The following is a 21,724-nucleotide window of genomic DNA, read 5'->3' as shown; positions in this document are numbered from 1 at the left end:
GCAGCCGATCAAGCAATCGAAGATCCATAACAAGCGTCCGATATGAAACCGATGGAATCCTTTCGTCAACTGGTGGGCTGGCTCGAAACCCGTGGCCTGGTGTCGGAGGTGGCGCGGCAGGTCGATCCCCGCCACGAATTGACGGCGGTCATGCGCTGCGTGCAGAAGGCCGGCAACCAGGCCTTGCGCTTCACCGACGTGAAGGGCGCCAATGTGCCCGTGGTCACCAATGTGTTCGGATTCCGCAGCCATGTCGCCGCGGCGCTGGGCCTGGAGGAAAAGGACCTGCTGCGTACCCTGGTGCGCCAGGAAGCGCGCGGCATCCCGACCGAACGGGTGGAGGACGCGCCGGTGCAGCAGGTCGTGAGCCAGGGCGCGGACATCGACTTGCAGCGCGACGTGCCGCAGGTGGTCTTCTCCGAGCACGACGGCGGCGCCTATATCACCGCCGGCGTGCTGATCGCGCCGCATCCCGACACCGGCGTCTACAACGCTTCCTGGAACCGCTGCCAGCTGGTCGGCAAGGACAAGCTGCGCGTGCGCATGATGCCGCCCCAGCACCTGGGCCGCTACCACGCGGAAGCCGAAAGCAAAGGCCAGAACCTGCCCTGCGCGATCGTCATCGGGGCGCCGCCGGCGCTGATGTTCTCGGCGGCTTCCAAGGTCCCCTACGAGGCGGACGAGCTTGAAGTCGCCGGCGCCTGGCAGGACAAGCCGCTGCGCGTGACCCGTTGCAAGACCATCCCTGTCGACGTGCCGGCCGACGCCGAGATGGTGATCGAAGGCGAAGTGCTGTGCGGCGTACGGGAAGACGAAGGCCCCTTCGGCGAATTCACCGACGGCTACGTGCCCGTCATGAAGAACCACGTCTTCCGCGTCACGGCGATCACGCGCCGCAGCGACGCCATCTATCACACCATCCTGGCCGGCGGCACGGAAGACCTGAACCTGGTGGGCGTACCCATACAGACGGAGATCTACAAGAAGGTCTCGGCGTTCGTGCCGCGCATCCGCGACATCGCCACGCCGGGCTATGTATTCGGCTGCGTGATCGCCATCGAGAAGCAGAACGAGGACCAGGCCAAGAACGCCTTGCTGGCGGCGCTGGGCGGCTATTCCTGGACCAAGATCGTGGTCGTCGTCGACGAGGACGTCGACCCCTTCAATGCCGCCGACGTGCTGTGGGCCATACAGACCCGCTGCACGCCCGAAACCGGCACCTACATGATTCCGCGCATGCCCAGCTATACGCGGGAAGACGTGCGCGAAGTCCATCGCGGCAAGCTGGGACTGGACGCCACCGTGCCGGTCGCCATGAAGCAATTGTTCGAACGCCGCCGCTTTCCCGGCGAGCACGACATCAACCTGCAGGAGTATTTGAATGTCCGGAATTAGCATCGAACGCATCGGCGAAGCCGTCGATCACCTGATCACCGCGCCGATGTCGAACTGGACCATCCTGAAGGGCATCCCGCTGCTCAAGCTCTACGCCACCGCGCGGCGCCACGCCGGCGGCGCCCCGTTGACGCTGGCGGCCGCCGCGCGGCTCAAGGAAAGCGTCACGCCGGGCGACACGGTGCTGATGATCAGCGGCTTCATCATGCGCGGCTACGGCCTGCCGGAAACCGACGGTCCGATCGGCGCGGCCGTGCTGGCGCGCGCGCTGGCGGTAGGCCTGGGCGCGATCCCGGTGGGCATCTCGGAAGCCTCGGTGGTGCCGTGCATGCAGGCGTGCTTCGCGGCCGCGGGCCTGATACCCGCGGACATGGCCGACATCCGCTCGGGCCGCAACCGCTGCGCGTTCTCCGGCTTCCCCGTGGACAGGAAAGCCGCCGAACAGGCCGCGGTGGCGCTGCTGGACGAACTGCGGCCCAAGGCCGTGGTGGCGGTCGAGCGCCCGGGCGCTGGCCGCGACGGCCACTACCATGGGGGCGGCGGCTTCGAGATCAGCGATTTCACCGCCCATACGGATGCCCTGTATGCCGAGGCGCGGCGGCGCGGCATCCTCACCATAGGCGTCGGCGACCTGGGCAATGAACTTGGCATGGGCGTGGTGGCGGAAGACGTGCGCGCCGACGTACCGCTGGGCGACGTCATCGCGGCCGAGCAGCCCGCGGACGTCGCGGTCATCGCCAACATCTCCAACTGGGGCGCCTACGGCATCGCGGCGGTGCTGGCGGCCATGGTCGGCAACGACGCCGCCTTTCACGATGGAACGGAAGAAGTGCGGTTGATCGAGGCCTGCGTACGCGCCGGCGCCATCGATCCCGTGGGCGGCATGCTGCGCCAGTACGTCGACGGCACCGACGCGCGCACCAATGCGGCCATGGTGGACCTGCTGCGCTCGCTGGTCGTCTTGAGCCAGCGCGAAGGCGCCAACATGGCCGGCTATCAATCGTCATGGAAAAAGTGACCGGCACCGCCATCGCCCGGCCGCGCCGCGTGGGCCTGATCGTGCCCTCGGTCAACGCCGTGATCGAACCGGACTACGCCCGCCTGGGCCTGCCCGGGCTGACCTTCCATGCGACGCGCGTCATGCTGCGCGAGACCACGCCGGAAGGCCTGCGCGCCATGAATGCCGGGGTGGCGCAGGCCGCGGAACTGATCGCGTCGGTCACGCCGGACGTCGTGGCCTACGCCTGCACCAGCGGCTCCTTCATCGACGGCGAGGCGGCACTGGCGCGCCAGCTGGAATCGCTGGAAGCCATCGCCGGATGCCCGGTGGTCGCCACGTCCCGCTGCATCGTGGAAAGCCTGCGGGCGCTCGATATCCGGGGCGTGGCCCTGGCCACGCCCTATCTGGACAGCGTGAACGACGCCGAACGCGCCTTCCTGCAATCGCATGGTTTCGACGTCGTCGGCGTGGAAGGCCTGGGCCTGTCGGGCAAGGCCATACGCGAAGTCGCGCCTGACGCGGTGGCCGAGCTGATACGCCGGGCCGACCGGCCGGCGGCGCAGGCGGTATTCGTCAGCTGCACGGACTTCCGCGCGCTGGAAGTCGCCGGCCGTATGGAAGCCGAGCTCGGCAAACCTGTCCTGACCAGCAACCAGGTCACGCTGTGGGGCATCCTGAAGTCGCTGAAGCTGCGCCTGCCCGTCGCCGGCCATGGAGCCCTGCTGGCATGACGATCAACCCGCAGAACGCCTTGATGGCCAGCATGCGGCTGTACGAGGCCGAAACCTCGGTGGACGATATCGCCGCGCGCCACGCCCTGGACGTGCGCGACGTGGTGGATTTCTCGCTGAACGTCAATCCCTTCGGGCCGCCGGAAAGCGCGATCGCCGCGGCGCGCGCCGCACTGGGCCAGAGCCATCTGTATCCCGACCTGCGCTTCGCCGAGCTGCGCGCCGCCCTGGCCCGGCGCCACGGCGTCCATCCCGATTCGCTGTTCTTCGGCGCCGGCCTGGACGACGTCATCAAGCTGATCGTCCATGCCTGGACCAGCGACGGCGACACCGTGCTGGTGCATCTGCCGACCTTTCCGCGCTATGAGCTGGAAGCCCGGCTGCGCGGCTGCCGGGTCGTCTGCGTGGAAGGCGAAGTCCCGGAAAAAACGAACATCGCCGGCATGCATGTCGCGCTGCGCGCCGGCACGATCGCCATGACCTTCGTCTGCTCGCCCAACAATCCCACCGGCGAGAAGATCCCGCGCGTATCCGTCGCCAGCCTGGCGCGCGCCGCCGATCCCGGCCTGCTGATCGTCGACGAAGCGCTGCTGGACCCAGCCGAGGACGGCGCGGTGCCGCTGCTGGCCGCGCATCCGAACCTGGTCGTCCTGCGTACGTTCTCCAAGTACTTTGGCCTGGCCGGCACCCGTGTGGGCTATGCGATCGCGGCGCCGGCGCTGGTGCGCGCGGCCGAAGTCGGCCGCCCGCCCTTCAACCTGGCGCGGGCATCGGTCGCCGCGGCGCGCGCGGTGCTGGACGACAGCGCTTTCCTGGATATGTGCCGCGCCACGTTCGCGCGGGAGCGTGCGTGGTTCGCGGACGCCATTGCGGACATTCCCGAAGTGCGCGTCCGTGGCGGCAACGCCAATATGGTGCTGCTGGATGTCGACATGCCACCGGACCAGGCCGCCGACCGCCTGGCCGCGCAAGGCATCGTCGTGGCCGATGCGACCTCGTTCCGCGGCATGGAACGTTATCGCGCTCTACGCGTATCCCTGAGAGGACGCGCGGACAACAAAAAGCTGCTCGCAGCGATAAGGGGTATTTTCAATGAACCGGGAAAAGACGGTGGCTAGCACCGTCCGCTGGCGGCCGCCGCGGTGGCTGGACGGCCTGATCGTCGGCATCGCCCTGCTGCTGATCTGGGAAGCGGCGGTGCGCATCGGCCAGGTGCCGGCCTATCTGTTGCCGCCGCCGTCCGCGGTGGCGATGCGGCTGGTCACCGACTACCAGAGCATTCTCGTCCACACCCTGACCACCACGGGCGAGATCATGCTGGGCTTCGGCCTGGCCATCGTCGTGAGCATTCCCATGGCGGCGCTGCTGGCGCAGTCGCAATGGGCCGAACGCGTGCTGCACCCCATCCTCGTGCTGTCGCAGACGGTGCCCAAGGTCGCCGTGGCGCCGCTGCTGGTGGTGTGGTTCGGCTTCGGGCTGGCGCCCAAGGTGCTGATCGCCTTCACGATGTGCTTTTTCCCCATCGTGGTGGATACCCTGACGGGGTTCAAATCCGCACCGGCGCACCTGCGCTGGCTGGCGCTTTCCACAGGCGCCAGCCGCTGGCAGACCTTCCTGCATTTCCAGGTACCGGCGGCCTTGCCGCACATCTTCGCCGGCATCAAGGTGGCCAGCACGCTGGCCATCGTCGGCGCCGTGGTGGGTGAATTCGTGGCGGCGGATCGCGGACTGGGCTACCAGCTGATCGTGGCCAACGGCACCCTGGACGTGACGCTGTCCTTCACCGTACTGGTGGTGCTCAGCATCATGGGCGTGGTGCTGTACGGCCTGGTCGACCTGATCGAACGCCTGGCACTGCCCTGGCATGTGTCGCAACGCATGCACGGGGGTGGGCGATGACGGCCGCGCTGACGCTTTCCCACGTCACCAAGATCTATCCCACAAAAAGCGGGCCCTTGACCGCGCTGCGGGACCTGGACTTCGACATCGCCGAAGGCGAGTTCCTGTCGGTATTGGGGCCCAGCGGCTGCGGCAAGAGCACCCTGCTGACCCTGGCTTCCGGCCTGGAAGCCCCCACCGAAGGCACCGTGCTGCGCGCGGGCGAGCCGGTGCGCAGCGCCGTCACCGACATCGGCATCGTGTTCCAGACCGATGCCTTGCTGGAATGGCGCCGGGTGCTGGAGAACATCATGCTGCAGCCGCAGATACGCGGCCTGGACATGGCTGCCTACGAACGGCGCGCGCGTGAACTGCTGGACATGGTCGGCCTGGCCGACTTCGCCGGCAAGTATCCGCACGAGCTATCGGGCGGCATGCGCCAGCGCGTATCGATCTGCCGCGCGCTGGTCCACGACCCTTCCCTGATCCTGATGGACGAACCCTTCGGCGCGCTGGACGCGCTGACGCGCGAACAGATGGTCATGGAACTGCACCAGATATGGCTGAGAACCAAGAAGAGCGTCATGTTCGTGACCCACGACATCCAGGAAGCCATCCTGCTCGCGCAGCGGGTCCTGGTGATGACGCCCCGCCCGGGACGGGCCGCCGAGATCGTCGAGGTGGACCTGCCCTATCCCCGGACGCCCAAAACCATGGAGACGCCGCGTTTCATTGCGTTGGTGGCACACGTGCGCAATCTCTTCGAGCAATACGGTGTGCTTAAGAAGTACTAGCCCTGGATCAAGGATGGACATCATGAAAACGACACGGCGCAGCTTCCTGACTTTCGCCACCGCGGCCGCGGCGGCCGGCCTGCCCGTACTGGGCCGCCCGGCCTGGGCGGCAACCGGCTCGGACAAGCTGACCAAGGCCACGGTGCGCCTGGCCTTCAACTACAACGGCCACCGCTCGCCCTATCTGCTGGCCGTGGACAAGGGCTTCTATCGCGACGTCGGGCTGGACGTCGAGGTGCTGGAAGGCAAGGGTGTGACGTCTTCCATGCAGCTGGTGGCGGGCAAGCAGGACACCTTCACCATCGTCGACCCGCCCTCCCTGATGCTGGGCGCCGCGCAGGGCATGCCGGTCCGGCAGGTAACCCAGCTGTACCAGACCAGCCCGAACGCCCTGATCAGCTGGAAGGACCAGGGCATCGCGCGGCCCGCCGATCTGGCGGGCAAGGCCGTGGCGACGCTGCAGGGCGACACCACCACGACCATGCTCTACGCGTTGCTGGCCAAGAACAAGGTGCCGCGCGGCGCGGTGCAGATCATGGCCTCGGATGGCGGCACCCGCAACCAGGCCTTCCTGGGCAAGCGCACGCAGGCGATCACCGGCTTCCTGAACGACTCCTATCCCGGCATGGCGGCGCTGACGGAGAACGGCGTGGCCTGCTTCGCCTATTCCGATTTCGGCGTCGACACCATGGGTGACGGCATCGCGGCTCATGCCGATACGGTCGCATCGTCGCCGGAAGTCGTGCGCGGCTTCGTGCAGGCTTCGATACGCGCCTACCAATACGCGATGGACCATCCGGAAGAAGCCATCGCGTCGCTGCTCAAGCGTTCGCCGTCGCTGAAGGCCGACGTGGAGCTGACCAAGCTCAAGGCCACCGCGCCGCTGCTGCGCGCAAAGGGCGACGCGAAACAGGCCATCGGCTACTCCGACAAGGCCCGCTGGGAGGAAACGCAGGCGCTGATGGCGGAATTCGGCGGCCTGAGCAAGACCGTGTCCGACGTGTCGGTGTTCTACACCAACCAATTCCTCGCATAAGGCAGTGGCGGCCAGGCAATGAAGCGAAGCTCCTTACCTTCCGACGGGGACGCGCGATGACCGCGTCACCGCCGCCGCGGATCATCGTCGGCATCAGCGGCGCGTCCGGCGTGATCTACGGCGTGCGCGCGCTCGAACTGCTGGGCAAGGCCGGCGTGGAAACGCATCTGGTGATGACCCGTTCGGCGCAGATCACGCTGGCGCACGAACTGCCGATGAAAGTCTCGGACGTGCATGCGCTGGCCAGCAAGGTCTACAAGGCCGACGACATCGGCGCCAGCATATCGTCGGGGTCGTTCAAGACCATGGGCATGCTGGTGGCGCCATGCTCGATACGCAGCCTGTCCGAAATCGCCACCGGAGTGACCTCGGGCCTGCTGAGTCGCGCCGCCGACGTCGTCCTGAAGGAACGGCGGCGCCTGGTGCTGATGCTGCGCGAGTCTCCCCTGCACCTGGGCCATCTGCGCAGCATGGCGCAGGTGACCGAGATGGGCGCCATCGTGGCGCCGCCGGTGCCTGCTTTCTACGCCCAACCCCAGTCGCTCGACGACATGATCAATCATACGGTGGGCCGAGCGCTGGATCTGTTCGGCATCGAAACCGGCGCGGTGCGGCGCTGGGGCGAGGTCCAGGACCATTGACGCACCCATGCGGGATCTTTCCGCATCGACAGGCGCTTTATTTTTATGAGGAATTCCATCATGGACAGCGATAGCTTGGAGTTGTGCCCGGGCCAGGTCGACCTGCCCACTCTCCGGCGCATCCATGCCGGCGGCGTGGCCCTGCGGCTCGACCCCGCCACACGGCAGGAAATGCAGGCATCGTTCGACGCCGTACGGCATATCGTCGATTCCGGCGCCGTGGTCTACGGCATCAATACCGGCTTCGGCAAGCTGGCGCAGACGGTCATCGAACCCGAGCGCCTGGCCGAACTGCAGCGCAATCTGGTGCTGTCGCATAGCGTGGGCACGGGCAGTCCGCTGTCGGCCGGCGTGACGCGCCTGGTCCTGGCGACCAAGGCGATCAGCCTGGCGCGTGGGCATTCCGGCGTGCGGCCCGAATTGGCCGAGGCGCTGCTCGCCCTGTTCAATGCCGGCATCCTGCCCGTGATACCCGCCAAGGGTTCCGTCGGCGCATCCGGCGACCTGGCGCCCCTGGCCCACCTGGCCTGCGTGCTGATCGGCGAAGGCGCCGCCACCGGCCCGGATGGCGCCGTGATGAGCGGCGCGCAGGCGCTGGCGACGCTGGGCCTGGAGCCCTTCGTGCTCGGGCCCAAGGAAGGCCTGGCGCTGCTCAATGGCACGCAGGTATCCACCGCGCTGGGACTGTCCGGCCTGTTCGGCGCGGAAAACGTCTTTGCCGCGGGGCTCCTGGCCGGCGCCCTGTCGCTGGAAGCGATACAGGGCTCGATCAAGCCGTTCGATCCGCGCATCCATCGGGCGCGCGGACAGGCCGGCCAGATCGCGGTGGCGGCGGCTTTGCAGGCCCTGTTGCAGGGCAGCGGCATCGTCGCTTCCCATGCCGACTGCGGCCGTGTGCAGGATCCCTATTCCATCCGCTGCATGCCGCAGGTCATGGGCGCATGCCTGGACAACCTGGGGCATGCGGCCAGGGTGCTGGAGATCGAAGCCAATGCGGCTTCGGACAACCCTCTGGTGTTCAGCGACAGCGGCGAGGTGATCTCCGGCGGCAACTTCCACGCCGAGCCGGTCGCCTTCGCGTCGGACATCATTGCCCTGGCGGTCAGCGAGATCGGCGCCATCTCCGAACGCCGCATGGCGCTGCTGCTGGACTCCGGCCTGTCGCATCTGCCGCCCTTCCTGGTGCGCGACGGCGGCGTGAATTCCGGGTTCATGATCGCCCAGGTGACGGCGGCGGCGCTTGCTTCGGAAAACAAGTCCCTGGCGCATCCAGCCAGCGTGGACAGCCTGCCCACCTCAGCCAACCAGGAAGACCACGTGTCCATGGCCACCTTTGCCGGCCGGCGGCTGGCCGACATGGTCGAGAACACGGCCGTGGTCGTCGGCATCGAAGCCATGGCCGCCGCGCAAGGCATGGAATTGCGGCGCGGCCCCAGGAGCACCCCTTGCATCGAAGCCGAATTCGCCGCCATCCGCGAACGCGTGGCCTTCCTGGACCAGGACCGCTACATGGCGAACGACGTCGCCGCCATGCGCGATTGGGCGATGCGTTCCGATTGGCCGGCGCCCGTCACCGCCATCCTGCCCTGCGCGGCCTAGGCGCCGCGGCGCTGCTTGTGGTTAGCCAGGACCTGCCGGATCTTGCGCGCGAGCTCTTCGCGGGTGTAGGGCTTGGTGATCAGCTCCACGCCCTTGTCCAGCCGGCCGCCGTGCACGATCGCGTTCTGCGTATACCCGGACGTGAACAGCACCGCCATATCGGGTAGATGCTCCTGCGCCTTGCGCGCGAGGTCGCGGCTGCGCATCGGCCCGGGCATCACGACGTCCGAGAACAGCAGGTCGATCCTGACGCCGCTTTGCACGATGGCGAAGGCGCTCTCGCCGTCCATGGCCTTGAGCACCTTGTAGCCAAGGCCACGGAGCATATCCACGACCGTGGCGCAGACTTCGGCGTCGTCTTCCGCGACCAGTATGGTTTCGGTGCCGCCCGTCGCGTCGGGCGCCAGGGACTGAGCCGGCACGTCTTCCTTTTCCATGGAACGCGGCAGATACAGCTTCGCCGTGGTCCCGTGGCCGACTTCGCTATAGAGTGCGAAGTGGCCGCCGGACTGCTTCACGAAGCCGTAGACCATCGATAGCCCCAGGCCGGTACCGTGCCCTTCCGGCTTGGTCGAGAAGAACGGTTCGATCGCCTGGGCGATGACTTCTTCGGTCATGCCACATCCGGTGTCGGTGACGGCCAGCATGACGTACTGCCCCGGCGTGACTTCGGGACGAGTCCGGGCGTATGCATCATCCAGGTAGGCATTGCCGATCTCGATCGTCAGCTTGCCAACGCCGTTCATGGCGTCGCGCGCGTTGATGGCCAGATTGAGCAGCGCGTTCTCCAGCTGCGCCGTATCCACCATGGTGTTCCAGAGTCCGCCCGCGACGATGGTCTCGATCTCGACGGCCTCCCCCAGGCTGCGTTGCAGCATGTCGTCGAAGCCGCGCAGGAAACGGCTGACGTTGACGACGCTGGGCGCCAGGGGTTGCCTGCGGCCGAACGCCAGCAGCTGGTTCGCCAACTTCGCGCCCCGCTGCACGCCGGCCATGGCGTTGGCCAGCCGTTGCCGGGCGCGTTCGTTGTCGGGAAACTCGTAGGCCAGCAGTTGCAGGTTCCCGCCGATCACCTGCAGCAGATTGTTGAAGTCATGCGCGACGCCGCCGGTCAGCTTGCCGATGGTCTCCAGCTTCTGCGCCTGCTGCAGGGCGCGCTGGGTGCGCTCCAGCTCTTCCTTGGCCGCCTGCTTTTCCGTGATGTCGCGCGTGATTTTCGCGAAACCGACGTGGTTGTGCCGGCCATCGAAAATGGGATCGACCACGACGTGCGCGTAGAAACGCGAACCGTCCTTGCGCACGCGCCAGGATTCGCTTTCGTATCGCCCCTCGGCCAAGGCCGTGCGCAGCGCATGCGCGGGCATGCCCGCTTCGCGATCCGGTTCGGTGTAGAAGCGGGAGAAATGGCTGCCGAGGATCTCTTCCTTGGTATAGCCCTTGATGCGCTCGGCGCCCGCGTTCCAGCTGCTGACGTGGCCATCGCGGTCGAGCATGTAGATGGCGTAGTCGACCACGCCGCGCATCAGCAACTGGAATTGCTCTTCGCTCTGGCGCAGCGCCTCGTCGGCTGCCACGACGTCGGAAAGATCGCGCGAGACGAAGGCGTACCCCAGCAAGGCGCCGGCGCCGTCGCGCATCGGGCTGATCGCGGTGCTGACGCGCAGGTGCGTGCCGTCCTTGCGCTTCAGCCACCCTTCGCGATGCAACACCTGGGGCGACGCCGCGTCGTCCCGCAGGGCGCCCAGGTCGTCCGAAATCGCCGCGAAGGCGGGACAGAAGGTCGAATAATGCTGGCCGATTGCGTCGGCCGGCCGCCAGCCGGTCAGCTCGCGCGCACCGGCGTTCCAGCTGGCGACGGTGCCCTCCAGGGTCACCATATAGACTGCATAGCTGACGATGGCGTCGACCAGGCGTTCCGGTTCATAGCCGGGCAATGGGCGGCCGTCGTTCGGCTCCAGGGAAGACATGTCGCACCCCCATGCAGTTATTTTGTGCGCAATGGTACAACATGAACCGGAGCTCGTTACACACGCCGGCCGTGGACCGCCGTGAGCCCGCCGCGAGCCCGCCGTGGGGCTAGCGCGGCACGACTTCGACCTCCAGCGCATCCGTCAGTACGGAGATGAAATCACCCGCCCGGTACCGGAAGCGGATCCTGAGGGTGTCGCCCGCTTCCACGCTGACGGGCGTGCGCAACGGGAAGGCCATGTAGCGGTTCAGCCAATCGATCGTCGATCCGCGTTCCATGACCATGGCAAGGATGTTCTTGGTGATGAAACGAAGGGTATTGACGACGCCCCCGTGTTCGATCACCACCGTACCGTCCCAGGCGATGTCCATCGGCGTATCCAGCGTGAAGTCCAGCAGGCTGTAGACCGCCGGCTGGGCCAGGTCCAAGGTGCCCGGTGCATTGGCCCCCAGTTCTTCCACCTGGATGATGGGCGCATGGAAGCCTTCGAAATCGTAAGCTTTCTGCAAGGGCTGCACCGCCATGACCACGGCGGTCGGCATCAGGAGGGGTAGCGGATCGCCGAACCGCTCGCGATAGCGCCGCTTGAAGGACTCGACCATCTCGACCTGCTTTTCCCTGAGCATGGCGACGTGGATCATTTCGCAGATCATCACGTCGACCGGCTCGGGTGGCAGATACTCGAAGGCGTCGGCATGCACGACCTCCACTTTTTCGCCGTTGGGATTCATGGCGAGAAAGCGCCTGGCCTCGGTCACCAGTTCCCGATTGAACTCCACGCACCAGACCTTCTGCGCCCTGGCGGCGGCAAACCAGGAAAGGACGCCGGTCCCGCCGCCCAGCTCCAGCACCTTCGCGCCAGGCTTGACGACATGGTCGATGGCGGCCTTGAAATTCTTCATCCGATTGGCGTCCATCAGCATCGCGTGATGGTATTGGATGGGAATGAATTGGCCGAGATATTTACTGTCCTCGTCTTGCTCGGTGACCATGGTCATTTGCTTGGCGTCCTCAGGGGTCCAGGGGGATGCGCGCGGCGCGGGTCTTTCGCGCCGGCACAGCCCGTAGTTCGTCCCGGGGTGCGGTTTGGTTACACCCTTTGCGGAAATATTCGCGTGGCCGGCACACCACTTGCCAAAGAAAGGCATCCAAGGAACATGGACCAGAAAAATGACCTGCTCATCCAACGAGACAACCCAGATGGCGCGACGAACGGCAGAGCTCCCGGCGGGCGCGGCGGCCGCCGGCGGCCTGCGGTACAAGGAGCTTTATCAACAGATGGTGGCCAGCCCCGACGACGCACGCACGCTGGAAACCAGCGGCGCTTGGCTGGCGGCCAGGCTCGACGCGGTCGACGTGGGCGCGGCGGCGCTGCCGGCCGACCCGCAGGACCTATATGCCTGGATGGACGCCAATGTCGACGCGGTCGGCGAGCGGTACCAGCAGTACCTGGCCCGCCGCAAGGCCGGCGGCCCGCGCGAAATGTTCCCTACCCGCTCCCATGCGCTCTACTTCCTGGCCCAGGTCGCGCCGACCAAGCTGGTCGACGGATCCTGGCTGTACGGCAGCCTGCGGCACCAGGGCGACCCGCGCTTCGAACCGCTGATCTCCACCTATCTGGAAGAGCTGGGCATGGGCGACGAAGCGCAGAACCATGTCACGCTGTTCCTGAACCTGCTGCGCTCGACTGGCGCAGACGGCTGGGAGCCCACCGACGACAGCCTGTACGAACAGGGCGCGACCCAGCTCGCCATAGGCTTGCACGGCCACACGCTGACGGCCGAAATGGCCGGCTTCAACCTGGGCTATGAACAGTTGCCCTATCACCTGCATGTCACGGCCTACGAGCTGGATGAACTGGGGATAGATCCGTACTACTTCACCGTGCACGTCACCGTGGACAACGCCGGGTCGGGCCATGCCCGCCAGGCGGTGGACGCGGTGCTGCGGCTGATGCCGGAGGACCCTCTGCAACGCGCCGCCTTCTACGAACGCGTCAAGCGCGGGTTCCTGCTGAACGATGCGGGGGTTTCTTCCACCGCCATAGCCGCCGGCTTCGATTCCCGGCAGGTCGTCACGGAGATCTTCCGCAAGAAGTCCCGCTACGGACGCGCGGCGCATGCCGATTACTGCCGGATTGCCGGCCGTACCGTCAATGCCTGGCTATCCGACCCGGACAGCATCCCCGAATTTTTGCAGACACTGCAGCAGAAGAACTGGATCGTCCGCCACCAGGATCCGTCGCAGTCCCGATTCTGGGCCCTGCTGTCGGGGACCGACGCCTGCATGTTCGGCGTCTTCAATTCCTTTGAGCTCCAGGCCATCTACGACTGGATCGCCGGCGACTGCAAGGAGTACCTGGAAGGCCCGCAGTTGCCCGGCCGGCTGCCGCGCGTCATGGTCAACGGCCGCCACCTGAGTTTCCGCGCCGCCAAGCGGCACGCCGCCCTGGCCGGAAACCGCCAGCGCTCGCTGGCGGCTTCCAGCGACCTGCTGGCCAAGCTCGCCCCCGGCTCGCACTACACGCCGGAAGGCCTGGCCGCCACCCGGGCCTTCGCCGAGCAGGCCTATCAGGCGACCACGCTCTAGCGCCCCGCACCAACCGCGGGCCAGCGGGCGAAGTGCCTGTCGCGCGGGGCATCCTCGCCTTGTTGCGCGGGCACCGCAAATTCGGCCGCAGCATGGTGCATGGCCGCGCCATGCCGGGGAATGTGTGCGCCACCCCAGTGAAGCGTTCGTCGCGACGGTCCAGTCCATGGCACCATGCTCGTGCTGCGAGGGCCGCGGCGCCCGATTGCGGCCCGTCCCGGCAGCCCGCCATGAACCTTCACACGGACCGAACATCCATGCCGTACAAACTTATCGCCGGGGCAGCCGCCGCGGCGCTTTCCGCTTTCTACATGAGCACCGCCGCGGCCTGGACCCTGCCTGCAGACAAGGGAACGCTGCCCCAGGCGCAGGTCGAGGAAATACTGGCCGGCAAGGACTATCCGGAGACCAGCCAGTTCACGAAGAAAATCACCTACGTCGACTATCCCGCGAACGGAATGACCTTCACCCAGGTCGTCATGCGCCTGGAGCCCGCGAAGCCATTGATGCACAACGGCCGCAAGGTCGTGCTCGTCGCCACCGAGGAAGGCAGCTCCAGCGCCAACGGGTTCATCGAAACGGATGAAGGCAAGGAAGGCATAGGCGTGTGGCTCGCCAAGCGCGGGATCACCTTCATCGCCCTGACACGCGTGGGCCGCTGGAACTTCTTCGCCCCCGATCGCAGCGGCACCTGGGAGACCATCCCGCTGGACGAGCGCATGCCGATTTTCTCGCAACACCAGAAGGCATACTGGTCCAAGGACGACTACACCATCCAACCCGCGGGCAATACCGCCAGCAAGAGCGGCAGCGAGTACGTACGCTTTCCCAAGCCAGGCACCCAGCTGTTCAACGAGATGGTTGCCGCGACGCCGGTCGCCATGGTCGACGGACTGGAGGCCGGCTTGCGCAGCACGCTGTCGGACCAGGAGCGCAGGAAGTCCATGGTGCTGTACTGGGGCTTTTCCACCGGCGGCGCCCTGATGTGGCCCCTGGCCGAGCGCGTGCGCCCGGATGGCTACCTGAACTGGGGCTCTTCGCCTCCCGGTGTGGCGTATTACTACGGCGCGGCCCAGGCGGGACGCTGGGATTGGCCGTATGAAAAATCGGCCTTGCGCGTGCGCGGCCGCGGACGCGCCGACTTCGAGTTCTACAACAAGCGTGCCGACCCCGCCGAAAAGGACGCCCGTTGGGCGCGCGACCTGAAAGAGCCGCGCTTCAAGGAAGTCGAAGACCCCATCATGTTCTACAACGCGGGCGCGCTGTCCGAGCTCGCCCTGCGGCTGTACATGGCGCCCTTCGTTCCCGCCAAGATGAAGCAGGCGGGATTCAACAAGATGCTGAACGACATCCTGGCGACCAGCATGCCCGGCCCGGCGCTGAAGGGGCTGCCCGTGTGGGACATGAACGGCACCTATGACGAAGTCTATCCCGTCGATTGGATGGAAGCGGCCCGCACCATGATGGCGCCCTACATCGGCAAGCACGTGCTGATCCGCATCGAAGGATTCAATCACAGCATCGTCAATCGCCAGGTCCGCGTGATCGGCCCGGTGTGGCTGCGGGCGATCCAGCAGGGCTACTTCGACCGTAAGTCGTAACGGGCCGGCCGCTGCCCTGGGGCGCGGCCGGAACGGGTAAGATCGGAAGCGGCGCGGCCGGCACAGGAGCCGCGCCGCTTGCTTATCCATGACGGGGTGCCTTTGAAATTCGAAGCGGTGCTATTCGATTGCGACGGCGTGCTGGTCGACAGCGAACGCATATCCGCGGGCGTGCTGCGTGACATGCTCGATGAACTGGGCATCGCCATGACGCACGACGAGGTGCTGCGCCGTTTCGTCGGCAGGACGATGAAGGACGAGCTGCCGTGGATCGCCCAGGCATCGGGAAAAGCCATAGGGGCGGACTGGCTGGCGCAATTCTGGCAACGGCGCAACGTGGCCCTGGGCGAGCGGGTGCAAGCCATTCCCCACGTGCTGGACACGGTGAAGCTGCTGCATGAACGGTTGGACGGCCGCATCGCCTGCGCGTCGGGCGCCGACCGCGCCAAGCTGGAATTGCAGCTGAACAAGACCGGCCTGATGCGCTACTTCGAGGGCAGGACCTTCAGCGGCTATGAAATGGCCCGCTCCAAGCCCAGCCCCGACGTCTACCTGGCCGCCGCCGCGGCATTGGAAGCCGACCCCGCCGACTGCGTGGTGATCGAAGACAGCGTCACCGGCGTCACCGCCGGCGTGGCGGCCGGCGCGACCGTGCTGGGCTATTCGCCCGGCGGGCCCTCGCATAGCCCCGCCGCCGCGCTGCTCGCCAGCGGCGCCACCGCCGTGTTCGCCGACATGGCTCAACTGCCCGTGCTGCTGGGCGTGGTGGCCTGACTATAATCACCGGCGCGCGCCACTCTCACCTCAGGCAGGCCGGCCATGCCCAGACCGTCGTTCTCCACCCAGCTCGTCGCGCTGTGGATACTCGTCGCCGGGCTGTGCGGATTGCTGGGCGCCGCGGTGTGGCTCATGATGTCGTCCGCATTGAGCGAACGCGTCGCTGTCGCGCGGCAGCAGGCCTACGCCGCGTGCGCCGCCGTCGCGGCCCGCTACGATCTTTCGCTGCAGGAGCCGGGCACGATCAACGTGGACCTGATGCACGCGGTGCTCGACCTCGCCCTGCTGCGCGCGGAAGGCATAGAAGGCGGTTTCTGGCGCGCGGCCGCGGCGACCGGTTCGGCCAACGGTTTCCTGGCCTATGCCTTCCCCACCTATGAAGGCAGCGGGCTGAAGCGCGATATCCCGGAAGCCGAAACACCCCTGATCCTTCGCACCCTGAAAAAAGCGGCCGGCGCCGGCGAGACGCAGGTCGATGTCGTTTCCAGCGGCGCGGATGCCGTGATCGCCGTGGCATGCCCGGTGCCGCGCCAGGACAAGCTGCTGGCCTGGACGCTGACGCGGGCACGGCCGCCGCTGGGTCCCTACGGGGAACGCGCCACCACGGTACTGTCGGCGATGCTGGCGGTCATCGTCCTGCTGGCCCTGTTCGTCGCGCTGGCCCTGCGGCGATGGAAGCGGAACCTGACGCGGCTGCAACAGGCGCTGGCGTCCAACGGCGCGTTCGAACAAGGCAAGACCCTGGGCCGGCTCGACGAGCCGGACCTGGACCAGATCGTAGACGCCCTCAATCGCTACGTGGAACGCGCCCAGCAGCTGCAACGCGAAACGAATGCCCTGAGCGCCCGGCTCACCCAGGCGGAGCGCTTCGGCGCGCTGGGAAAAATGGCGGCGCAGATCGCGCACGAAATCCGCAATCCGGTCGGCGCAATGCGCCTGAAGGCGGAAAACGCGCTGGCCGGCGACGGCGCGCGCCGCGAAGCCGCGCTGCGGACCATCATCGAACAGGTGGGCCGTATCGAATCGCAGGTCGCCAGCCTGCTGGCGTTGACGCAACCGGTCAACCTGCAGCCGCGCGAGGTCGATCTGCGCCCCTGGCTGGCGGACGTCGCCCATACGCACGAGCCGCGCGCGGAAAGCCGCGGCATCGCCCTGGACGTCGACGCCATGGACGGCGCGACCCTGCCCGTCTTCGATCCCGCGCAACTCGCGCGCGCCATGGATAACCTGATCGCGAACGCGCTGCGGCATGCGCCGGCCGGCGGCAAGGTGACGCTGCGCGCATACGGCATCCGCACCGAAGCCGGCGAGCGCCTCCGGCTCGAAGTCATCGACGACGGGCCCGGCGTCAGCCCGGCGGAGCGCGAACGCATCTTCGAACCCTTCGTGACGGGCCGGCCCGATGGCTCCGGACTCGGCCTGGCGGTCGTTCGCGAAATCGCCGCGGCGCATCGCGGCGGCGCCTGGCTGGCGGAAGAGGCCACGCCGACCCGTTTCATCATCGAGCTGCCATGGCGACCGTACTGATCATCGACGACGACGATGCCTTCCGCGAAGGCCTGGCCGAAACCATACAGGATTGCGGCCACGCGCCAGTCGAGGCCCGCGACGGCGCCGAGGCATTCGAACGCCTGCGGGACGGCATGGCTCCCGACTGCATCTTCCTGGACTTCCGCCTGCCGGGGGACGACGGCCTCGCCGTGCTGGAGGCGCTGCGCGCCCGGCCCGGCCTGGAACACGTTCCCGTCGTCATGCTGACCGCCCATGCCACCAGCGCCAATACGATAGGGGCCATGCGCCTGGGCGCCTTCGAGCATCTGACCAAGCCCGTCGGCCGCGCCGAGATTGCCGCCCTGCTCGCACGCATGGTCGCCTCGCATCCCGCGGCGGCCGCCACGGCCCACGCGCCCTTCGCCGAGGAGGCCGCCTCGAACGAACCGCAACTGCTAGGCGTGAGCGCCGCCATGCGCGAAGTGCAGAAGCGCCTGGGCCGCGCCGCGGGCACGAACTCGACGGTCCTCATCACGGGCGAAACGGGAACCGGCAAGGAAGTGGCCGCACGGCTGCTGCACCGTGAGTCCGCGCGCGCCGCCCGGCCTTTCGTGACGGTGAATTGCGCGGCCATCCCGGAAGGCCTGCTGGAAAGCGAACTGTTCGGCCATGGCAAGGGCGCTTTCACCGGCGCGCACGCCGAGCGCGGCGGACGTTTCGAGGAAGCGAACGGCGGCACGCTGTTCCTGGACGAGATCGGCGATATGCCGCTCGCGATGCAGGCGAAGCTGCTGCGCGTGCTGCAGGAACGGCAGGTCACGCCGCTGGGCACCGCACGCCGGGTGGCCATCGACGTGCGCATCGTGGCGGCGACGCACCGCGACCTGGCGGCCATGGTGACCGCCGGCACGTTCCGCGAGGACCTGCTGTACCGGCTGAACGTGATCCCCCTGCACATGCCGCCCTTGCGCGAACGCGTGGCGGATATCCTGCCGCTCGCCGAGCATTTCCTGTCGACCCGGGCGCCCGCGCCCCAGCGCAAACACCTTTCCACCGAGGCGCAGCGGCTGCTGGCCACCTACACGTGGCCGGGCAACGTCAGGGAGCTGGCGAACGCCATGGAGCGGGCCAGCGCGATGGCGCCCGGGGCGACGCTGACCCGCGACGACTTCGCCTTCCTGCACGAGACAACGGCCGATACGGCCGACGCGATTCCTTCCGCGCTACTCGACCTGCCGCTCAACGACGCCTTGGCCCGGATCGAACGCGCCCTGATTCATCGCGCGCTGGAGCTGGCCCATGGCAACCGCGCCGAAGCCGCGCGCAGGCTCGGCATCAGCCGCCAATCGCTGTACAGCCGTCTCGCCAATCTGAGCATAACCGGCACCGACAGCAGCGACGGCGGCTGACGACAGAACAACTGTCAGGGAATCCGACACCCGGTGTCGGATCGCTTGACAGATTGGCGGGCCGCTTGCGGCATTTGCCTGCAGGCCTCCCCGTGCGGCGCACATGGCACAGGCTTTGCATATCACTCCATATCGAACAACGGAGTGGATCATGCCATCGACATCGATAAGCCCCATCAAACGCGCGAGCCGTCTTTCCGTCCGTGCCCTGGGCCTGGCCGCGCTGCTTGCGGTTTGCGCCACGAACGCGGCGCAAACGCCACCTGACGTGAGCCAGCCCCCGCCGCCGCCACCACGAATCGGCTTCGGTCCCGAACCCGGCCCACTGCCCGATGACGGCACGCTGGTGACGACACAGGCCACCGTCTCGCGATTCATCCCCAACCCTGACGGCGACGTGGAGGGCTTCCTGAGCACGGACGGCGTCTTCGTGCGCTTTCCGCCGCATCTGAGCGCGGAGTTGACCGCGATGGTCCGCCCCGGCGATGGCGTGCAGATCAGCGGCAGGAAGGACGGGAGCGGGAACGTCAAGGCCGAACGCATCGTCGATACGAACAATGGCCGCACCCTGGTCGATCGTCCACCGGCGCCCGGCAACCCGCCCTTGCCGCCAGGATCCCGCAGCGCCCGGCTGTCGCAGCTTAGCGCCCAGGGACGCGTGGCCTATGTCACGACCGCGCCGCGCGGTGAACCCGACGGAGTGATCCTGGCCGACGGCACGGTCATCAAGCTGGCGCCACCCGACGCGCGGCAATTCACGGATCTGCTGCGCGCCGGCGCGGATGTCTCCGCGCAAGGCTACGGCATGCGCAATCAGTACGGCACGGCGCTGCAGGCGACGTCGTTCGGCATGCCGGGCAACGAAGTCCGGCTTTACGACCGTGCCCCGCCGGCCCCCTGATCGCCTCCATCTACCCTCGACAACATCCCTTGGTCGCCCGCGCAACATGGCGGGCGCTTCTTTCTCGATACTGCCAGGATAAGCAACATGCATTGGATCGACCCCGACGGCTTGCCGCAATGGCGCGGAACAGTCAGCCGCTTTCTCATCAACCCGCACGGCGAACTGGATGGCCTGATCCTCGGTTCCCGGCGGCGTCGCCAGGTCCACTTTCCGCCGCATCTTTCCGGCCAGGTCGCGCGCCACATCGCCGTCGGCGACAAGATAAGCGTCAGCGGCGTGAAGCCACGCGGCGCCGACATGCTAGTGGCGGTGGCGCTTTCGGGGCCGGACGGCAAGACCATACTCGATGAAGGTCCGCGCCACGACCGCGACAAGCATCACAAGCCGCATCGGGAACACCGGGAAATGGAGGCCAGCGGCGAAGTCGTGCTGCACCTGTTCGGCGCCAGGGGCGAGTTGCGCGGCGCCCTGCTGGCCGATGGCACCGCGCTGCTCATGCCGCCCGATACCGCGGCGCGGTTTTCGGAATACCTGACGCCAGGCACGCATGTACAGGCATGGGGACACGGCGTGCGCAACCGGCACGGATGCGCGCTCGAGGTCGACGCCATCGCCGAACTCGTCGACGTGGCCTCCTGACCGCCACGATCGCGCCCATACCGCCGGGATCGCCAGGGCCGCCAGATGCGCCAGTACAAACTCGAAGCGCTGAACTTCTTCATGGCCGACGTGCAGGCGGGACTCGGCCCGTTCCTGGGCGTGTTCCTGCAGGCGCAGGGTTGGCGCCCCGACGCCATAGGCGCGATGATGACCCTGGGCGGCATCGCGGGCATGCTGGCGACTTCTCCAGCGGGCGCCCTTGTCGATGCGACGCGCCGCAAGCGTGCGCTGATCGTCGCGGCATCCTTGCTGACCACCCTGGGCTCGCTGGCCTTATGGTTGTCGCAAGGCTACTGGACGGTCGCCGCTTCGCAGGTCATCACCGGCGTGGCCGGCGCCGCGCTGGGTCCGGCGGTGGCGGGGGTGACGCTGGGCATCGTCCGCGAGCATGGCTTCGGACGGCAGATCGGCCGCAACCAGGTGGCGAATCACGCCGGCAACGTCGTGGGCGCGGGCCTGTCCGGCCTGCTGGGCTGGCAGTTCGGCTTTGGCGCCGTGTTCGCGCTGGCGGGCGTCTTCGGGCTGATGACGATCGTTGCCACCCTGCTCCTGCGCGCCGACTCGATCGACCACGACAGCGCGCGGGGTCTAAGCCCGGCGTCGCCCGCGGGTGCGTCTGCGGATGCGGATGCGCATGCACATGCGGCCCCCGGACCCGGGCATGCCAGCGGCTTGCGCGAACTGGCGAAGAACCGGCCCCTGCTGCTGCTTGCCATGGCGCTCGCCCTGTTCCATCTGGGCAATGCCGCCATGCTGCCCCTGTTCGGACTCGCCGTGGTGGGCGCTCACAAGGGCGATCCCAGCGCCTTCACCGCGCAGACCATCGTCGTCGCGCAACTGGTCATGGTCGTTGCCGCGCTGGTCGCCAACGCGCTGATACGGCGCATCGGCTACTGGGCCGTCATGCTCATCACTTTCCTGGCGCTGCCGCTGCGCGGGCTCCTGGCCGCCTGCTTCATCGACGCCTGGGCCGTGTGGCCGGTGCAGGCGCTGGACGGCATCGGCGCCGGCTTGCAGAGCGTCGCCGTGCCGGCGCTGGTCGTGCGCCTGCTGCAAGGCACCGGCCGCGTCAACGTCGGCCAGGGCATGGTCATGACGGTGCAGGCCATCGGCGCGGCGCTGAGCGCCACGCTGGGCGGCGTGATGGCGCAGCATTTCGGCTACCCGACCGCGTTCCTGGTCCTGGGCGGCGTGTCGCTCGGGTCGCTCGCGCTGTGGGCACGGACCCGTACAATGCCGCTTTGACACCC

19 protein-coding genes are annotated in these 21,724 nt (G+C 67.4%); 17 read left to right on the top strand and 2 right to left on the bottom strand.

The window, feature by feature from the left end; translation table 11 throughout:
• Positions 1-51 precede the first annotated feature (51 nt).
• The 9 genes from CAL12_RS03695 to hutH are packed head-to-tail and all read left to right on the top strand — an operon-like array spanning position 52 to position 9,074.
• Positions 52-1,395, top strand: a complete 1,344-nt coding sequence (locus CAL12_RS03695; RefSeq protein WP_157792879.1) for a UbiD family decarboxylase — start codon at positions 52-54, stop codon at positions 1,393-1,395.
• On the top strand, positions 1,382-2,413 hold the full coding sequence (locus CAL12_RS03690; protein WP_086063247.1) for a glutamate cyclase domain-containing protein: 1,032 nt from the start codon (positions 1,382-1,384) through the stop codon (positions 2,411-2,413). The genes CAL12_RS03695 and CAL12_RS03690 overlap by 14 nt, the downstream gene beginning before the upstream one ends.
• Positions 2,401-3,126: a maleate cis-trans isomerase family protein gene (locus CAL12_RS03685; RefSeq protein ID WP_157792878.1), complete on the top strand. Its 726-nt coding sequence runs from the start codon at positions 2,401-2,403 to the stop codon at positions 3,124-3,126. The genes CAL12_RS03690 and CAL12_RS03685 overlap by 13 nt, the downstream gene beginning before the upstream one ends.
• Positions 3,123-4,244 (top strand): pyridoxal phosphate-dependent aminotransferase, encoded by a 1,122-nt coding sequence (locus tag CAL12_RS03680; protein WP_086063245.1) that lies wholly within the window; start codon positions 3,123-3,125, stop codon positions 4,242-4,244. Before CAL12_RS03685 ends, CAL12_RS03680 begins: the two co-directional genes overlap by 4 nt.
• Entirely contained in the window at positions 4,237-5,025 is a 789-nt protein-coding gene (locus CAL12_RS03675) for an ABC transporter permease (protein ID WP_232464696.1), read from the top strand. The genes CAL12_RS03680 and CAL12_RS03675 overlap by 8 nt, the downstream gene beginning before the upstream one ends.
• Positions 5,022-5,798, top strand: coding sequence for an ABC transporter ATP-binding protein (locus tag CAL12_RS03670; protein ID WP_086063243.1), 777 nt, complete (start codon positions 5,022-5,024; stop codon positions 5,796-5,798). Before CAL12_RS03675 ends, CAL12_RS03670 begins: the two co-directional genes overlap by 4 nt.
• A gap of 22 nt (positions 5,799-5,820) precedes the next feature.
• Positions 5,821-6,834, top strand: a complete 1,014-nt coding sequence (locus CAL12_RS03665) for an ABC transporter substrate-binding protein (RefSeq protein ID WP_157792877.1) — start codon at positions 5,821-5,823, stop codon at positions 6,832-6,834.
• Between the two features lie 56 nt (positions 6,835-6,890).
• A complete protein-coding gene (locus tag CAL12_RS03660; RefSeq protein ID WP_086063241.1) occupies positions 6,891-7,475 on the top strand; it encodes a UbiX family flavin prenyltransferase in 585 nt (194 codons plus the stop codon).
• Positions 7,476-7,535: 60 nt separating this feature from the next.
• Positions 7,536-9,074, top strand: coding sequence for a histidine ammonia-lyase (hutH, locus tag CAL12_RS03655; RefSeq protein WP_086063240.1), 1,539 nt, complete (start codon positions 7,536-7,538; stop codon positions 9,072-9,074).
• On the opposite strand, the gene CAL12_RS03650 is transcribed toward hutH, so the two are convergent.
• Positions 9,071-11,041, bottom strand: coding sequence for a hybrid sensor histidine kinase/response regulator (locus CAL12_RS03650; protein ID WP_086063239.1), 1,971 nt, complete (start codon positions 11,039-11,041; stop codon positions 9,071-9,073). The two genes, hutH and CAL12_RS03650, sit on opposite strands and share 4 nt — an antisense overlap.
• A gap of 109 nt (positions 11,042-11,150) precedes the next feature.
• Complete coding sequence (locus tag CAL12_RS03645) at positions 11,151-12,035, bottom strand: methyltransferase domain-containing protein (RefSeq protein ID WP_086063238.1); 885 nt, start codon at positions 12,033-12,035, stop codon at positions 11,151-11,153.
• A gap of 208 nt (positions 12,036-12,243) precedes the next feature.
• Here CAL12_RS03645 and CAL12_RS03640 point away from each other — a divergent pair, with 208 nt between their 5' ends.
• From CAL12_RS03640 to CAL12_RS03605, 8 genes are all read left to right on the top strand, one after another.
• Complete coding sequence (locus CAL12_RS03640) at positions 12,244-13,632, top strand: iron-containing redox enzyme family protein (RefSeq protein ID WP_157792876.1); 1,389 nt, start codon at positions 12,244-12,246, stop codon at positions 13,630-13,632.
• A 257-nt stretch (positions 13,633-13,889) separates the two neighbouring features.
• On the top strand, positions 13,890-15,233 hold the full coding sequence (locus CAL12_RS03635) for a hypothetical protein (protein ID WP_086063236.1): 1,344 nt from the start codon (positions 13,890-13,892) through the stop codon (positions 15,231-15,233).
• A 78-nt stretch (positions 15,234-15,311) separates the two neighbouring features.
• The gene (locus CAL12_RS03630; RefSeq protein ID WP_232464695.1) at positions 15,312-16,007 is read left to right on the top strand and encodes an HAD family hydrolase; all 696 of its coding nucleotides are present in this window, start codon (positions 15,312-15,314) and stop codon (positions 16,005-16,007) included.
• A 45-nt stretch (positions 16,008-16,052) separates the two neighbouring features.
• Entirely contained in the window at positions 16,053-17,537 is a 1,485-nt protein-coding gene (locus CAL12_RS03625) for a sensor histidine kinase (RefSeq protein ID WP_086063234.1), read from the top strand.
• A complete protein-coding gene (locus CAL12_RS03620) occupies positions 17,522-18,910 on the top strand; it encodes a sigma-54-dependent transcriptional regulator (RefSeq protein WP_086063233.1) in 1,389 nt (462 codons plus the stop codon). The genes CAL12_RS03625 and CAL12_RS03620 overlap by 16 nt, the downstream gene beginning before the upstream one ends.
• A gap of 151 nt (positions 18,911-19,061) precedes the next feature.
• Complete coding sequence (locus CAL12_RS03615; protein WP_086063232.1) at positions 19,062-19,811, top strand: hypothetical protein; 750 nt, start codon at positions 19,062-19,064, stop codon at positions 19,809-19,811.
• An 87-nt stretch (positions 19,812-19,898) separates the two neighbouring features.
• Entirely contained in the window at positions 19,899-20,453 is a 555-nt protein-coding gene (locus CAL12_RS03610) for a hypothetical protein (RefSeq protein WP_086063231.1), read from the top strand.
• A gap of 45 nt (positions 20,454-20,498) precedes the next feature.
• The gene (locus tag CAL12_RS03605; RefSeq protein ID WP_086063230.1) at positions 20,499-21,719 is read left to right on the top strand and encodes an MFS transporter; all 1,221 of its coding nucleotides are present in this window, start codon (positions 20,499-20,501) and stop codon (positions 21,717-21,719) included.
• The last annotated feature ends 5 nt before the right edge of the window (positions 21,720-21,724 follow it).

It is taken from the genome of Bordetella genomosp. 8, assembly GCF_002119685.1.
GTDB lineage: Bacteria > Pseudomonadota > Gammaproteobacteria > Burkholderiales > Burkholderiaceae_B > Bordetella_C.
This window is presented reverse-complemented; position numbering and strand designations above follow the sequence as displayed.

Coding starts and splice junctions, on each gene's coding strand:
- CAL12_RS03635 (WP_086063236.1), top strand. CDS start 13,890: ATGCCGTACAAACTTATCGCCGGGGCAGCCGCCGCGGCGCTTTCCGCT.
- hutH (WP_086063240.1), top strand. CDS start 7,536: ATGGACAGCGATAGCTTGGAGTTGTGCCCGGGCCAGGTCGACCTGCCC.
- CAL12_RS03685 (WP_157792878.1), top strand. CDS start 2,401: ATGGAAAAAGTGACCGGCACCGCCATCGCCCGGCCGCGCCGCGTGGGC.
- CAL12_RS03620 (WP_086063233.1), top strand. CDS start 17,522: ATGGCGACCGTACTGATCATCGACGACGACGATGCCTTCCGCGAAGGC.
- CAL12_RS03615 (WP_086063232.1), top strand. CDS start 19,062: ATGCCATCGACATCGATAAGCCCCATCAAACGCGCGAGCCGTCTTTCC.
- CAL12_RS03680 (WP_086063245.1), top strand. CDS start 3,123: ATGACGATCAACCCGCAGAACGCCTTGATGGCCAGCATGCGGCTGTAC.
- CAL12_RS03645 (WP_086063238.1), bottom strand. CDS start 12,035: ATGGTCACCGAGCAAGACGAGGACAGTAAATATCTCGGCCAATTCATT.
- CAL12_RS03690 (WP_086063247.1), top strand. CDS start 1,382: ATGTCCGGAATTAGCATCGAACGCATCGGCGAAGCCGTCGATCACCTG.
- CAL12_RS03610 (WP_086063231.1), top strand. CDS start 19,899: ATGCATTGGATCGACCCCGACGGCTTGCCGCAATGGCGCGGAACAGTC.
- CAL12_RS03650 (WP_086063239.1), bottom strand. CDS start 11,041: ATGTCTTCCCTGGAGCCGAACGACGGCCGCCCATTGCCCGGCTATGAA.
- CAL12_RS03665 (WP_157792877.1), top strand. CDS start 5,821: ATGAAAACGACACGGCGCAGCTTCCTGACTTTCGCCACCGCGGCCGCG.
- CAL12_RS03660 (WP_086063241.1), top strand. CDS start 6,891: ATGACCGCGTCACCGCCGCCGCGGATCATCGTCGGCATCAGCGGCGCG.
- CAL12_RS03640 (WP_157792876.1), top strand. CDS start 12,244: ATGGCGCGACGAACGGCAGAGCTCCCGGCGGGCGCGGCGGCCGCCGGC.
- CAL12_RS03605 (WP_086063230.1), top strand. CDS start 20,499: ATGCGCCAGTACAAACTCGAAGCGCTGAACTTCTTCATGGCCGACGTG.
- CAL12_RS03670 (WP_086063243.1), top strand. CDS start 5,022: ATGACGGCCGCGCTGACGCTTTCCCACGTCACCAAGATCTATCCCACA.
- CAL12_RS03695 (WP_157792879.1), top strand. CDS start 52: ATGGAATCCTTTCGTCAACTGGTGGGCTGGCTCGAAACCCGTGGCCTG.
- CAL12_RS03625 (WP_086063234.1), top strand. CDS start 16,053: ATGCCCAGACCGTCGTTCTCCACCCAGCTCGTCGCGCTGTGGATACTC.